The organism is Myxococcus sp. CA023, assembly GCF_010998615.1.
In the GTDB taxonomy this organism is placed as follows: Bacteria; Myxococcota; Myxococcia; order Myxococcales; family Myxococcaceae; genus Myxococcus.
The window spans coordinates 1-14,288 of the sequence record NZ_JAAEAH010000008.1 but is presented as its reverse complement, the minus strand read 5'-3'; the positions used below and the strand labels follow the sequence as shown (position 1 = coordinate 14,288).

Sequence of the window (14,288 nt, the reverse complement as noted above, 5' to 3'; positions counted from 1 at the left end):
GCGTACCGCGATTGTCCTCGCCATGGATCAAGGCAGGCGCACCACGGACAGGAAGGCAGTTGGCCTGCTGGTGAAGCTGAAACATGAGAGCGTGGGGAGCTTCGCGGAGGAGTTCGCCACCAACCTGAGCCCGGGTGGGATGTTCATCCGCTCGCGCACCCCGCAGGCGGTGGGGACCCCCGTCAAGTTCGAGGTGCAGATTGCGGGAGGCGTGCGGGTGCTGCGTGGCTCCGCGCTGGTCCGCTGGGTCCGCGAAGTTGGTGACCCCGCGGGGCCTCCGGGCATGGGGTTGCAGTTCGAGGAGCTGGACACGGCGAGCCGCGCGCTCGTCGAAATGATGTTGATGCGGAAGACCGTCGCGGATTCCAGCGCGCCCGCCGTTCAGCCCCTGCCCGCCATCGCGCCATCCGTGGCGCCCGCGATTGCACCGTCCATCGCGCCGTCCGTGGCGCCCGCGATTGCGCCGTCCATCGCGCCCGCCGTCGCGCCCATAACGCAAGCCCGTCCCGCGCCTCCGGTCCAGGCCCGTCCCGCGCCCCCTGTGCAAGCGCGCCCCGCCGCCGCGCCCGCGGATGTGGGTGGCATCGCGCTCGACTCCCTGTTCGATGACCTGGAGCCGGAGGGTGGTTCCTCCGCGCCGAGCCTGGACGAGCCGCTCGACCTGGTTCCGTCGGTGGTGGAGGAGCCGAGGACACCGCCTCCGAGCCGCGTGCCCATCTCCTATTCGCCGCCGCCTCCGGTGGCCGTGAATGACGTGGACATTCCGCTCGACGAGCTCATCGCCAGCACGCCGCCTCCGCCCGTGGCCGCGCTGGACATCGATGAGTCCCTGCCGGGCTTCGAGTTCGAAATCGAGAGCCCGTCGGGTGATGCGCCCGTGGCCATGGGCGCGCCGCTCGACGAGCCGCCCATCGAGGTCGGCATCTCCCTGGAGGTCGAGCCGTCGTCCGCGCCAGCGGGTGGTGGGGCCCTGGAGTTCGAGCTCGACCTGGGTGACGCCGTCGCTGAGCCGCCTCGTGCGCCCGCGGTTCCACCCGTGCGCGTGGTACCTCCGCCGGCGCCTGTCTCCAGTGGCGGCAGCTTCGAGTTCGACCTGGACCTGAGCGATGCGGAGGCCGCACCGCCGCCGCGTGCCCCGGTGGCACCCAAGGCACCGCCGGCTCCGGTCACGTCTCCCGCGGGGAGCGGTGGCATCGAGTTCGATTTCGACCTGACCGAGGACGTGAGTCCGCCTCCGCCCGTGGTGCCTCCACCGCCGCGCGCACCGGCGGCGCCTCCTCCCGCGCCTGTCTCGGCGGGGGGCGTCTTCGAGTTCGACTTCGCCCTGTCCGATGACGCAGGGAAGGCGCCGCCTCCGCCGCCGCGCGCCCCCTCTCCGGCCAGCGCGGGGGGCGGTGGCATCGACTTCGACTTCGACCTGTCCGAGGACGTGGAGGAAGTACCTCCCGTCGCGCCTCCACCGCCGCCGCGCGCGGCGCTGGTTCCTCCGCCCGCGCCGGTGCAGCCGCCCATGGCGGCTCGTCCGCTGCCTCCGCCGCCCGCGGCTCCGCCGCCTCCTCCTCAAGGGCTTCCCCAAGTGCGCCGTGAGGCGCCTCGGGCACCGGAGCCGGCTGCGACGCCCTCGGTGCTCACGCCCGCCGTGGCCAAGGCCGCCGCGCAGGCGCCCGGCCTGGATGAACACGGCCTGCCGAAGACGGTGTTCCTGCCTCCACCGGTGCCGCTCAACGGCACGGGGCCTGTCATCGGCATCGACCTGGGCACCACGAACTCGTGCGTGGCATTGCTCTCCAACGGCCGACCGCTCGTGCTGCGCTCGCGCGAGGGCTACAACACGATTCCCTCCGTCATCTCGCTCAACGCGCAGAACAAGCTGCTGGTCAGCCACCGCGCGAAGAACCAGTTGGTGCTGCGTCCCCAGCACACCATCTACGGCGCGAAGCGGCTCGTTGGCCGTCCCTACGACAGCGCCGTGGTGAACCAGGTCCGCGAGCGCTTCCACTACGACATCGTCCCTGACTCCGCTGGCCGCGCCGCCGTGCGTCTGGCGGACACGGCCCTGTCGCTGGAAGAGGTGCAGGCCATCATCCTCCGCGAGTGCAAGGAGATGGCGGAGACCCACCTCAACCAGAAGGTGGAGCGCGCGGTGGTGACGGTGCCCGCGTACTACTCCGAGCCGCAGCGTGAGGCCGTGCGCAAGTCCGGCATCCTCGCGGGCCTCAAGGTGGAGCGCATCCTCAACGAGCCCACGTCCGCGGCGCTCGCCTACGGCCTCAACCGCGACCTCAACAAGAAGGTCCTCGTCTACGACCTGGGCGGCGGTACCTTCGACGCCACGATTCTGAAAATCGAGAAGAACGTCTTCGAGGTGCTCGGCACCGGCGGCGACATCTTCCTGGGGGGTATCGACTTCGACAACCTCATCGTCGACTACCTGCTGGCGCGCTTCCAGGAGAAGGAAGGCATCGCCTTCACGGGGGACGGCATCGCCTTGTCGCGCGTGAGTGACGCGGCCGAGCGCGCGAAGATGGGGCTGTCCGAGCGCAGCACCTTCGAGGTCCACATCCCCATGTTGATGATGGACGACTCGGGCAGGCCGCGTGACTTGCGCGTGGTCCTCAGCCGGCAGGAACTGGAGAAGATCTGCGAGCCGCTCCTCAGTCGCACCATCGACGTGGTGCGCGACGTGCTCCTGGACGCGAAGCTGAAGGCCGCCGAGGTGGACGACATCATCCTCGTGGGCGGCATGAGCCGCATGCCGCTGGTGCGCGACAAGCTCAAGTCGCTCTTCGGCAAGGGCGCGCAGGCCAGCGTCAACGCGGACGAAGCCGTGGCCCTGGGCGCGGCGCTCTACTCGGGCTCCGTGGACAAGGTGAGCAGCGTGGTGCTCATCGACGTGCTGCCGATGACGGTGGGCGTGGCCATGCCCGGTGGCGCCTTCAAGCGCGTCATCGAGCGCAACAGCCCGCTGCCCGCGCAGCGCTCCTTCGCCATCAACACGACGAAGGACAACGAGGTCTTCCTGGAGCTGTCCATCTTCCAGGGCGAGGACAGCCACATCTCCGCCAACGAGTACCTGGGCACCGTGCGCATCGAAGGCCTGCCCAAGGGGCCCAAGGGCTCGGTGCGCGTGGCGGTGACGCTCAAGCTGGACTCCGAATGCGTGCTGCACGTGGAGGCGCGTGAGTACTCCACGCGCAAGGAAGTGAAGGCCACGCTGGCCACGCGCTACTCGCCGGAGGAACTCCAGAAGCAGCTCCAGGTCAGCAAGGAGTCCGTGAAGGCCGCCGAGGAGCGCCGCGGCGCCGACCTCAAGGAGCGCGCGGGCGGCTTCTGGAGCTTCGTGAAGAAGGCGCTGGGCAGGAAGTAGCGTGTCGCCATGACGGCCACCGCGCCCCGGTACATGACGCGCTTCAGGTGCCTCGCGGATGCCTGCGAGGACACCTGCTGCGCGGGGCTCGTCGTCCTCGTCAGCGAGCCGCGTTTGCAGCGCCTGAAGCAAGCGGTGGCGGGCACGCCGGACGCGGAGCGGGTGGAGACCTTCATCCGGCCGGAGCCCGACGCCAGCCCCGGCGACGAGGCCGTCATCGCGAAGCGCGAGGACGGGCACTGCGTGTTCCTGGATGCGCGGAAGACGTGCTCACTGCACCGCGCCTATGGTGAGACCGCGCTGCCGGATGCATGCGCCACCTTCCCGCGAGTCGCCACGCGTTGGGCGCACGGGCTGGAGGTGACGGGCTCGCTCGCGTGTCCGGAGGTGGCCCGCCTGTGCCTGCTGGCGGAGGACGCCGTGGACACCGTGCCCGTGTCCGAGGACCTCGCGCTTCGTCCGGAGAGCGCGCGGTCCCTGGGCGGCGGCGATTCCGAGGACGCGTGGACGCAGCACGCGGCGGCCGTGCGTTCCACCGCGTTGTCGGTGCTCCAGCGCCGCGAGCTGCCGTTCGCCGCGAGGCTCTTCGCGTTGGGGCAGCTGGGCCTCAGATTGGACGGCTTCTACTTCCGGGGCACGGAGGTGTTCCACGGCGACGCGCGCGAGGGCGCGGAGGCCCTGCTGGCGGAAGTGCTGCGTACCTTCTCCCTGCCCGAGGCGCTGACCGCGCTGCACGGTGGCTTCGCGGCGCTGTCGCTGCCCGGAGGCCCGTGGGTGGGCATCTGCGCCGCGGTGCTGAAGTCTCGCCTGGGTGCGGTCCGGAGCGAGCGGTTCCTCACGCTGGTGGAGCTGGTGCTGGAGTCCTACGGCGGCGCGGACCTGCTGCCCGACGACGCATGGCGCCGCTACTCGGAGCGCCGCGCGCGGCTATCACCCGGGCTGACGCAGCGGGTGGAGCAGTACCTGCGTCACCACGCGATGAACCACTGGCTGCGCCACCCGTTCACGGACGCGCCGCGCGTGCTGGACTACGTGTTCCGCATGGCGCTGCGCGAGGCCGTCCTCTGTTGGACGCTCTTCGGGCACCCCACGGTGGTGGCGCTCTGTGCGGAAGTCGCGGCGGACACGGCCGAGTCACGGGCCCGGCTCGATGCCGCCGCGGTGGAGTGCTTCCAGCTCATCGCCAAGCACGTCGAGCAGGCGCCCCAGCTCCACGCCCTGGCCCAGGGACTGGCGGGGAGCGGGGGCGACGAGACGCTCGGCCGGATGCTCGTGCTGCTCAAGGGGCTCTGACGCTCAGGGCTGCGCGCGGGGCGTCACGCCGAGCCGCCGCATGGCCTCCTGGAACACCGAGTACTCCTGCGCGCCCTGGAGCCCGAAGCGCTCCCCGAGCACGAAGGTGGGCACCGCGTTGACGCCGATGGTCCGCGCCTCCTGGATGGAGTCCTCCACGGCCTTCGTGTAGCGGCCCTCCTCGACGACGCGCTGCACTGCGTCCGGGTCCAGGCCCGCCTCCTGGGCGGCGCCGCGGAGCGTGTCCCACTGCCAGAGGTCCTGGCCCTCGCTCCAGTAGCGGCGCAGGAGGGCGGCGTGGAACGGCTCCAGCCGGCCCTGCTCCCGGGCGTACTCGGTGGCCTCGTGGGCCCGGCGGGTGGACGGGGTGAGGTCCCGCATCACCAGGGTGAGCCCGGCTGCCTGGGCGCGGAGCTTCAGCGGGTTGTTCGGGTCCTTCATCTTCTCGCGCACGTAATCCGGCAGGGGGAGTCCCTCGGGGGGCGTCTCCGGGCGCAGGTAGAAGGGACGCCAGTCGACCTGGACGTCGTACTCCTTCTTCAGCTTCTGGACCTCGGCGTAGCCCACGTAACACCAGGGGCAGACGTAATCGGACCAGACGCGGACGGTGATGGGCTCGCTCATGGGCCCGTGTCTAACCGCGTCGAAGCGCCGCGTCATGGCGGAGTGCGCCGGGGATGCGCGTGGGTGGTACCCCGGGTACGCGGAGGTGGACAGCGCGGGCCGTAGCAGGCAGCGTCCACCCCCGACAACCGTGCCCGTGACGCACCCCTCGGGTGGGGTGACGGCGGGGCGACTGAACCAGGAGACTCCCTTGCCGCTGTCGCTTCTCGCGGCCCTGGCCTTGAGCGCCACTCCGGCGCCGGCCCGGCCCCAGCCGTTCACCCACCACGACATGATTTCGCTGCGCCGGCTGAGCAGCCCGCGCGTCTCGCCGGACGGCAAGCAGGTCGCCTACGTCCTGCGCACCACGGACATGGAGGCCAACCGCGGCCGCACGGACCTGTGGCTCGTCGGCGTCGACGGAAACGCCGCGCCGCGCCAGCTCACCTCGCATCCGGACGCGGACTCCGAGCCCACCTGGGCGCCGGACGGCAAGAGCCTCTTCTTCCTGTCCTCGCGCGGCGGCTCCTCGCAGGTGTGGCGCCTGCCCATCGACGGCGGCGAGGCCGTGCAGGTGACGAAGCTGCCCCTGGACGTGGGCGCCTTCCGCGTGTCGCCGGACGGCACGCGCCTGGCCGTGGCGCTGGAAGTGTTCCCGGACTGCCCCACGCTGGAGTGCACCCCGCAGCGCGAGGAGGAACGCTCCAAGCGCAAGGCCACCGGCCGCACCTACGACAAGCTCTTCGCGCGTCATTGGGACACGTGGAAGGACGGACGTCGCTCGCACGTCTTCGTCGTCCCCGTGGCCGGCGGCGCGCCCGTGGACGTGATGAAGGGCATGGACGCGGACAGCCCCTCCAAGCCCTTTGGCGGCGCGGAGGAGTACACCTTCACGCCGGACGGCAAGAGCATCGTCTTCGCCGCGCGGGACGTGGGTCGCTCCGAGGCCTGGTCCACGGATTTGGACCTCTTCGTCGCGCCGATTGATGGCAAGGCGAAGCCGCGCAAGCTGACGGAGAAGAACCGCGCCACCGACACCAGCCCGGTGTTCAGCCCGGACGGCAAGACGCTGGCCTACCTGGCCATGTCGCGCCCTGGCTTCGAGGCGGACCGCTACCGCGTCATCCTCCGCACCTGGCCCGGCGGTCAGGAGCGCGTGCTCACCCAGGACTGGGACCGCTCCGTCGGCAGTCTCGCGTGGAGCGCGGACGGCAAGACGCTCTTCGCGAGCGCCGGGCACGTGGGCCAGCAGCCCATCTTCGCGTTGGATGTGGCCACGGGGAAGCCTACCCAGTTGACGAAGGATGGCGCCGCGGACGCGCCGCAGCCGGCCGCAGGTGGTCGTCTGGTCTACGTGTATGACGACCTGGATTCGCCCGCGGACCTGCACGTGATGAACGTGGATGGCTCGGAGTCGCGCCAGCTCACCCAGGTGAACCAGGACGCGCTGGCCCGCATCCGCTTCGGTGACTTCGAGCAGTTCTCGTTCCCTGGCTGGAACAACGAGACGGTTCACGCCTACGTCGTGAAGCCGGTGAACTTCGACCCGAAGAAGAAGTACCCGCTGGCGTTCATCATCCACGGTGGGCCGCAGGGCTCGTTCGGCAATCACTTCCATTACCGGTGGAACCCGCAGGTGTACGCGGGGCGTGGCTACGTGGCCGTGATGGTCGACTTCCACGGCTCCACCGGCTACGGGCAGGCGTTCACCGACTCCATCTCAGATGACTGGGGTGGCAAGCCGTTCGAGGACCTGCAGAAGGGTCTGGCCGCGGCGCTCAAGCGCTACAGCTTCATCAACCAGGACAAGATGTGCGCGCTGGGGGCGAGCTACGGCGGGTACATGATCAACTGGATTGCCGGTAACTGGCCGGACGGCTTCAAGTGCCTGGTGAACCACGACGGAATCCTCGACGAGCGCATGGGCTACTTCGACACCGAGGAGCTGTGGTTCCCGGAGTGGGAGCACAAGGGTACGCCGTGGGAGAACCCGGAGGGCTACAGCAAGCACAACCCGATTGAGCACGTCGCGAAGTGGAAGACGCCGATGATGGTCATCCACGGCGGGCAGGACTTCCGCGTGGTGGAGACGCAGGGCCTGGGCACCTTTACGGCGCTCCAGCGGAAGGGGATTCCCTCCAAGCTGCTCTACTTCCCGGAAGAGAACCACTGGGTGCTGCGCCCGGCCAACAGCGTGCAGTGGCACGACGAAGTCCTGGGCTGGCTGGACCAGTGGACGCGCAAGTAGCCGCTGCGTGATGTCGTAGGACTCGGGGCTCGCATCGTGAGATGCGGGCCCCGCTGTCGTTCAGGGCTCAGGGAACGCCGAAGCAGGCGCCGATGCAGGCGGTGCGAATCTGCGAGCAGGTCTTGCTGCCGACACAGTCCCCGCACGCGGCGAGCTGGTCCCTGCGGCGGTCCTGGTCCTGCCGCTCCATCCAGGCTTTGAGGTCGTCCTCGCACGACTGGACGTTGAGCGTGTCCGTGAAGCACTCCTTCCGTTTCTCGCAGATGGTGTCCGTGTCGCTGAAGCAGCCGGTCAGCAGCGCGCTCACGGTGACGACGAAGGTCAGGGTCAGCGTCCGAGGCATCATGCGAACCATCATGCCTCGTGCGCGTGCCCGTCTTCATCATCGGGATTCAGGTGTGTATGGCGTGTGAAGGTGCGCCGCGTTTCGGGTCAGGGCTTCGGCGGGGGCGGGTGCGCCGGGCCGGAGCCGCCCACGCCCGTGTCGCCTCCCAGCTTGCCCAGCATGTTCCAGGCCTGGTGCCGGTGGGCGGGCACCTGCTTGCTGAGGTCGTCGAGCAGGGCGGCGAGCTCGGGCGTGGCCTTGGGCATGGCCTTCTGGGCGGTGAGGACCATGCCCAGGACGGCGTCATGTCCCGTGACCTGTGAGGCCAGATAGGCGGAGTCGAAGGGGGCGCCGCGGATGACCTGGAGCTGCTCCATCGTGGCCTTGTCCTTGGCCATGGAGGCTTCTTCCGCGTCGTTCATCGGCTTGGGGGATTCGGCCAGCTTCAGGCCCTTGCTGCGCGCGTAGGACGTGAGCTTCTGGTCCAGCGCGGTGTGCGCCTTCATCATGATGGTGCCGAAGGCCTTCACGTCTGGATTCTGGGAGCGTTGCTGGGCGAGCTGGCCCGACTTGATTTCGTGCTGGTTCGCCAGGTGCAACCGGTCGAGCAGCGCCTTCTCGTCCGTGGGGGCGGTGTAGCCGCGGTACGTGGCCATGCCCTTTTGAACGGACACCGTGTCCTGTTGGGAGGGCGGGCTGTCGGGCATGCCGGACTGAGCGAATGACGCGCCCTGGGTGATCAGCGAGGCGGCGAGGACGAGCCCCGGGAGGGGATGCTTCATGGGGTGCTGCTCCTTGTGCGTGAGGAAAGGCGGGCGCGCACGTTGGAGCGGCGTCGGAGCGGGATGCACGGCGCGAGAAGACGCGTCCGTGCGCCACTTCACGGGAAGGGAGGGCAGGGTGCGGCGGATGACGGTGGCGCTGCCCACGTGGCCGACCCACTGCGTTCAGTGCTTCACCGGACGTGGCGAGTCGGGCGCGGGCGGCGCATGGTGTTGCGGGGTGGACGACGTTGGCGGGGGATGAACAGGACCGGCGATGTCCTCGCGGTGTTGCCAGGGCCAGCGTCCCTCCAGCTCCACGGTGAGGGTGAAGCTGAGGAAGGTCCGGATGAGGACGATGAGCCCGAGCACCAGCACGCCATCCAGTGTGGGGCGCTGGCTCACGGTGCGGATGATGTCGGCGGCGACGAGGAACTCCAGGCCGAGCAGGATGGCGCGGCCCAGGTTCAGCCTGAATCGGCGGTAGGCCTCACCGGCGGGGAGCTGCTGCCGCGTGGCGAGCACCACGAGGGCGAAGGCGGCTCCCAGCACCATGCTGCCCACGCCGGCCCACTCCATGAGTTGGGCGGCAAGCGAGATGAGGGAATGGACCTCCATGGAGCCTCCCGTGCGGGAAGCTAGGCATGGTGGAGACTTCAGTCACGGAGCGGCCTGCGTAAGATGCGCATGCCCGCTCCCGTGAAGCTCCAGGGATGGAGGCGACGAGAAGGTTCGCCGAAGCCGCAAGGCCGTCGTCACGCCGTTGGCTGTCGAGGCGAAGGAATCGGGCGTCGAGGCGTAACGGAGCCCGTTTCAGTTCCCCGCGTCCGGCTTTTCGGGCTGCGCTTCCTTCGGTGCCTCCGCGTCCGGCGTGCCCGACACGTTCATCTCCGACAGCCCGCTCTCGTCACGCAGGAACTGCTGGGCCACGCGGTCCACCTCTTCGACCTTGAGGCCGGTGAGCAGCGCGCTCGCCTGCCGCGCGCGGCCCGCCAGCGCCGTCTCACCCATGGAGCCGTGGATGCGCGTGAGGGCCAGGTGGATTTCCGGGTCGAACGGGTCCGACGCCAGCGCCTCCAGGTAGGCCGTCTTCGCCTTCGAGTAGTCCTTCCGGTACAGCAGGATGCGGCCCAGGTGGACGTTGGTCGACGGTGAGCCCGGGTGCACACGCAGGCTGCCGCGCAGCACGCCCTCCGCCTCGTCCAGCCGCCGCAGCTCCAGCAGCGCCAGCGCGTACTTGTTGGACACGGACTCGTACTTGTCGCCCACCAGCTTGTGCGCCTTGGCGTACTCCTCCGCCGCGGCCTTCACGCGGTTGCGCTCGCGCAGCAGCTCGCCCAAATGCGCGAACTTGCGCGCCGGCACCTCCGTCACCTCCTGGAAGTCGCCGAAGGAGATTTCACGCCCCTTCTTCTCGCTCTCGTCCTTCACCTTGCCCTTGGCATTCTCCTTCAGGACCACGCGGTCCTCGCGCGGCAGGAGTTCGGTGGGGAAGGGCTGCTTCTTGATGTGCGCCAGCCAGGACTTCTCGAAGAGGGCGAAGGGCATTCCCATGGCCGTCTCCACCGCCTTGCGGTCCTTCTGCCCGGCCTTCAGCTCCTGGATGATGGCGCGCAGACCCGCCGTGCCCTTGACGCTGTGCACGTAGTCGATGGCGTAGAACACCTCCGCGAACGCGGTGGCCGCGTCCTCCGCCGTGGGCAGCAGCGCGATGGACGGGTGCATCTTCTCGAACGGGATGAGCGTGTCCGCCTTCACCCGCTTGCCCAGCAGCGCCTGCGTGGACGGCGTCATCGCCAGACCCGCCTTGCCGCGCCAGCGCGACTCCAGGAACTTGGCCAGGCCCTCATGCAACCAGATGGGCACCGTGTTGCGGCTCATCTGGCTGATGACCAGGTGGATGTACTCGTGCGCCAGCGTGTCCTGCCAGTCGTAGCCGCGCGCCACTGCCTTGGGGCTGGTCACCATCAGCTTGTTGAACTTGCAGATGGCGATGGTGCCCGTGGTGCCAATCTGCTTCTCCGTCAGCGTGCTCACTCGCGCCAGCTCGCGCGCGTTGCTCACCACCTCCACGCGAATCTTGCCGCCCGGCGGCGTCCAGCCGAGGTCCTCCTTCATCGCCCGGTGGATGCCCTCCAGCGTCTCCAGCGCATAGGGCACCAGCACCGCTTCCTTCCCCTTGGGGTACTGGAAGATGAAGTGCTCGCTCTCCGCGCGCTCGTGGCCCTTGATGATGGCGCGCGTGTCCTTGGCCAGCCGCAGGTAGCTGCCCGGCTTGTCCTCGATGTTGGCGCCCTCCAGGAGCGCCACCGCGTCGTCGTAGCGGCCTTCCTCGAAGGCCACCCGGCCCTGGAAGTACTTCAGCGGCTCCACGTCGGCGGGGAGGAGCTTCTCCACCTCGGACAGCTCGCGCCGGGCGCCGGGCACGTCCCAGTCGTCCAGCTCCGTCTCCACGCGGCCCAGCCGCTCCTTCACCTCGTCCTTGAGCGAGCTGGACTGGGCCCACGCCGCCTGAGGCACGCAGAGGAGCCCCACGGCCATCGCCGCGACGAGGGCCCCGAATCCGGAGGAATGCTTCAGCGCGTGGCGGCTCACTTCACCAACTCCTCGTAGTAGCGCTTCACCTGCTCCCGGTACTTCTCCGGAGCCCCCTGCTTCATCGCGTCCAGCAGGTCCTTGCGGAACTCCTTCGGCGCCTGGAAGGCATCCTCGTCCGGCAGCTCCACCTTCTGCTTCGGGTCTCTCCCGTTGCCCTGTTGGCGGCGGCCCATGCCCATGGGCAGCGGGAGCCCGCCCTTGCCGCCGCGCTGGCCTTCCTGCATCTGCTGCTGGAACTGGCGCAGGCCTTCCAGCGCCGCCTGCTGCTCGCCGTAGCCACGGCCGGGGTCCTTGCCCTGCATCCGGCGGGCGGCCTCACCCATGCGCTGGCCGGCGCCCTCCATCTGCTGCGTGGCCTCCTCGCCGAAGATGGGGGCCATCTGCTGCATCTCCTCCATCTGCTGACGCAGGCCCTGCGCGCGCTCCTCCAGCTGCGACTGCTGTTCGCCCAGTTGCTGAAGTTGCTGCTTCTCCTGCTGCGACAGCTGCGAGCCCGGAGGAGGGAAGAGCGACTGGAGCTGCCGGTTCACCTCCGACACGTTGCGCGCGTCGCGGTTGAGGCGCTGCGCCAGCTCCGTGGACTGCTTCACCACCTCTTCCGGGTTGCCGAACATCTCGTCCAGGTGGCGCTGCTGCTCGCCCATCATCGCCAGCTGCCGGGCCGCGTCCTCCGCCCGCGCCGCCGCCTCCGCCGCCAGGTCGTAGTCGTTCACCTTCAGCGCGTTCTCCACGTTCTGGAGCTCGGACTGGGCCTCCTCCAGCGGACGCGCGGCGCGGCTGTTGAGCTGACTGGGCTCCAACGCCTTGTAGTCCTCCTGCGCCTGCTGCACCTTGCGCATCAGGCTGTCCTTCATGGACTCGCCCTTCTCCGACAGCCGCTCGCGGTTCTGTGAGCGGGCCTGGTCGCGAAGCTGCTTCGTCTGGTCCGCGACGCGCTGCTGCTCCTGCACGGTGCCCTGCAGCTCCTCCATGAACTTGCCGAACTTCTCCGCCAGCTCGGGGTGCTGCTCGCCGCCGAACTCGTCGCCCGCCTGGTCCAGGTTCTCGAGCATCTCATCCATCTGCATGCCCAATTCCTGGAGCTTCGCCAGGGCTTCGTCCGCCTTGCCCTCGCGCATCAGCTTCTCCACGTCGTCGAGCGCGCTGCGCAGGTCCTGGTCCTTCATCATCTCGGACAGGGCCTCGGCGTTGAGGTGCTCGTCGCGGATGCCCTTGCGCATCTCCGCCATGCGCTGCATCAGCTCCTGGATGCGGGACTTGAGCTGCTGAATCTGCTCCATCACCGCCTGGCGCGCGGCCTCGTCCGGGTTGGACTTGTACTGCTCGATGAGGTTCGCCAGCTCGCGCCGCTCGTTGGACAGCTGCCTGGCCATCTCCTGGAGCGCCTCCAGCTTCTGCCGGTCCAGCAGCGACTCCAGGTAGAGGATGTCCTTCTCCAGCTCCGTAATCTCCTCGTTGACCACGGCGGTGAGGCGGTTGCCCGTGCCCCAGTCCTCGCCGCGGGCGCGCTGGGTGCGCAGGTAGAGCCGTCGCAGCTCCGCGGTGCCGCGGATGTGGCTGCCCAGGGACTCGGAGATGTTGCTCAGCGCGGAGACCAACTCGATGGGCACGTCGCGCTCGCGCGCCAGCTCCTGCGCCAGCGTCTTCATGTCGGCGACGAGGCTCTCACCGCTGGTGTCCACCGTGGCCCCGGCGGTGATGGCCTGCGGGTCCTTCTGCTTCGCGCGCTCCGGGCCTTCCAGCCGGTCCGCGAGGTGGTCCACCATCCGGCCCCACAGCTGCTCCGCCTTCTCCAACGCTGCGCGGCGGTGCTCGGCCGCGGAGTACACGCGCAGCACCTGCGTGCGGCTGACGCCCTTCTTGGGGCCCTCCACCGCGTCGTTGTCCTGCGCCTCCACGTAGTAGGTAATCCGGTCACCCGGGTCGAGCTTGAGGTTGCCCAGGCTCCACGAGTACGTGCCCCGGTGGCGCCGTCCGTCCTCGCGCGGCAGCGGCACGCGCGTCTCCTGCTGGGCGCCGGGCGCGCGGAACACGAGCGCCATGCCGGACAGCCCGTAGTCATCCGACGCCTCGTACTTGAGCGCCACCTGGTCGCCCGGGTCGATCTCCAGCTCCACCGTGGGCGTGAGCAGCGACACCTCGGGCGCCTTGTCCGCCTCCACGGTGAGGGCGATGTCCGGCCCCACCGCGAGCGCCTTGTCCCGCGCGCCGTAGAAGGCGAAGCGGTAGTGGCCGGACTGCTTCGCGATGAAGCTGCCCTCCAGGTCCCGGTTACTTGTCACCTTCAGCGGCAGCGCCTGGCCGTTGACCACCAGCTCCGCGCGCTCCACCGGACGGTCCGAGCGCGTCTTCAGCAGGATTTCCGTCCCCGCCGGCGCGCTGACTTCACCGTTCGTTCCGGGCACCGTGCGCGGGGCCAGCCCCGTGTACGCGGGGTAGCGGTACGTCAATTCGATGTCGCCGGTGATGGGCTCCACCTGCGCCTGGGCCTTGGGGCTCGCCGCCACTTCGCGGATGCGCGCCATGCCGGCGGACCAGCGGTCACCGAGCACGACCATCAGCACCAGCAGGGCCAGCAGCGCGCCGCCCGCGCCGAGGGCCACGTGACGCACCGGGCGGCTGTCCACCACGCTGCGGACATCCACCGTGCGCGCCCGCGCGTCCATCTCCCGGAGGAAGGCGCTCGCGAGCGCCGGAGAGCCGCTGCCCGGCGCGTCCGGCTCGCGCATCAGCTCCACCGCGGCCAGCACGTCCAGCGACAGCTCCGGGCGCTTTTCGCCCACCAGGCGCGCGGTGAGGACGTCGTCTCCCACGCGGCGGCGCGCCAGCCACAGGCCGAAGACGCACGTCACGGCCACGCCCACCGGTAGCGCCGTCCACAGCAGGGACGCGCCCGCGCGCGGCGCCACCAGCGCCAGGAAGCCGCCGGCCACCAGCAGCAGCGCCACGGTGGCCACGCCCAGCATGCCGCCCTGGAGCCACAGGTACCGGCGCTGGCGGCCCTGGACGGTGGCGAGCAACGCCTCCACGCCCGGGGCTTCCAGGGGAGGGCGGGCTTGTGACGCGGGAGGTGACGGAGGGGGAGGGGACGGA

Annotated in this window: 9 protein-coding genes; 3 read left to right on the top strand and 6 right to left on the bottom strand. The window is 69.6% G+C overall.

Going from position 1 to position 14,288, the window contains the following annotated elements; translation table 11 throughout:
* The first annotated feature begins 22 nt into the window (after positions 1–22).
* Positions 23–3,367: a TIGR02266 family protein gene (locus F8M74_RS04840; protein ID WP_141258126.1), complete on the top strand. Its 3,345-nt coding sequence runs from the start codon at positions 23–25 to the stop codon at positions 3,365–3,367.
* Positions 3,368–3,376: 9 nt separating this feature from the next.
* Complete coding sequence (fliB, locus tag F8M74_RS04835) at positions 3,377–4,660, top strand: flagellin lysine-N-methylase (protein WP_141258125.1); 1,284 nt, start codon at positions 3,377–3,379, stop codon at positions 4,658–4,660.
* Between the two features lie 3 nt (positions 4,661–4,663).
* Here the strand turns inward: fliB and F8M74_RS04830 are convergent, their stop codons facing one another.
* Entirely contained in the window at positions 4,664–5,284 is a 621-nt protein-coding gene (locus F8M74_RS04830; protein WP_228559295.1) for a DsbA family protein, read from the bottom strand.
* Positions 5,285–5,474: 190 nt separating this feature from the next.
* Here F8M74_RS04830 and F8M74_RS04825 point away from each other — a divergent pair, with 190 nt between their 5' ends.
* The gene (locus F8M74_RS04825; protein WP_163884332.1) at positions 5,475–7,511 is read left to right on the top strand and encodes a S9 family peptidase; all 2,037 of its coding nucleotides are present in this window, start codon (positions 5,475–5,477) and stop codon (positions 7,509–7,511) included.
* A gap of 67 nt (positions 7,512–7,578) precedes the next feature.
* On the opposite strand, the gene F8M74_RS04820 is transcribed toward F8M74_RS04825, so the two are convergent.
* The 5 genes from F8M74_RS04820 to F8M74_RS04800 all read right to left on the bottom strand — a co-directional run.
* Positions 7,579–7,857 (bottom strand): hypothetical protein, encoded by a 279-nt coding sequence (locus F8M74_RS04820; RefSeq protein WP_225888226.1) that lies wholly within the window; start codon positions 7,855–7,857, stop codon positions 7,579–7,581.
* 86 nt (positions 7,858–7,943) lie between these two features.
* Positions 7,944–8,618, bottom strand: coding sequence for a DUF4142 domain-containing protein (locus F8M74_RS04815; RefSeq protein ID WP_228559293.1), 675 nt, complete (start codon positions 8,616–8,618; stop codon positions 7,944–7,946).
* A gap of 165 nt (positions 8,619–8,783) precedes the next feature.
* Positions 8,784–9,215, bottom strand: coding sequence for a DUF1622 domain-containing protein (locus F8M74_RS04810; RefSeq protein WP_141258121.1), 432 nt, complete (start codon positions 9,213–9,215; stop codon positions 8,784–8,786).
* Between the two features lie 195 nt (positions 9,216–9,410).
* Positions 9,411–11,192, bottom strand: coding sequence for a tetratricopeptide repeat protein (locus F8M74_RS04805; RefSeq protein WP_141258120.1), 1,782 nt, complete (start codon positions 11,190–11,192; stop codon positions 9,411–9,413).
* Positions 11,189–14,288: DUF4175 family protein (locus tag F8M74_RS04800; protein ID WP_240462275.1), on the bottom strand; the 3,100-nt coding region annotated here is incomplete at its 5' end. The genes F8M74_RS04800 and F8M74_RS04805, both read right to left, overlap by 4 nt.

What these genes read in the sequence shown, in the direction of transcription:
- F8M74_RS04840 (WP_141258126.1), top strand. Translation starts at nt 23, where the DNA reads ATGGATCAAGGCAGGCGCACCACGGACAGGAAGGCAGTTGGCCTGCTG.
- fliB (WP_141258125.1), top strand. Translation starts at nt 3,377, where the DNA reads ATGACGGCCACCGCGCCCCGGTACATGACGCGCTTCAGGTGCCTCGCG.
- F8M74_RS04830 (WP_228559295.1), bottom strand. Translation starts at nt 5,284, where the DNA reads ATGAGCGAGCCCATCACCGTCCGCGTCTGGTCCGATTACGTCTGCCCC.
- F8M74_RS04820 (WP_225888226.1), bottom strand. Translation starts at nt 7,857, where the DNA reads ATGATGCCTCGGACGCTGACCCTGACCTTCGTCGTCACCGTGAGCGCG.
- F8M74_RS04815 (WP_228559293.1), bottom strand. Translation starts at nt 8,618, where the DNA reads ATGAAGCATCCCCTCCCGGGGCTCGTCCTCGCCGCCTCGCTGATCACC.
- F8M74_RS04810 (WP_141258121.1), bottom strand. Translation starts at nt 9,215, where the DNA reads ATGGAGGTCCATTCCCTCATCTCGCTTGCCGCCCAACTCATGGAGTGG.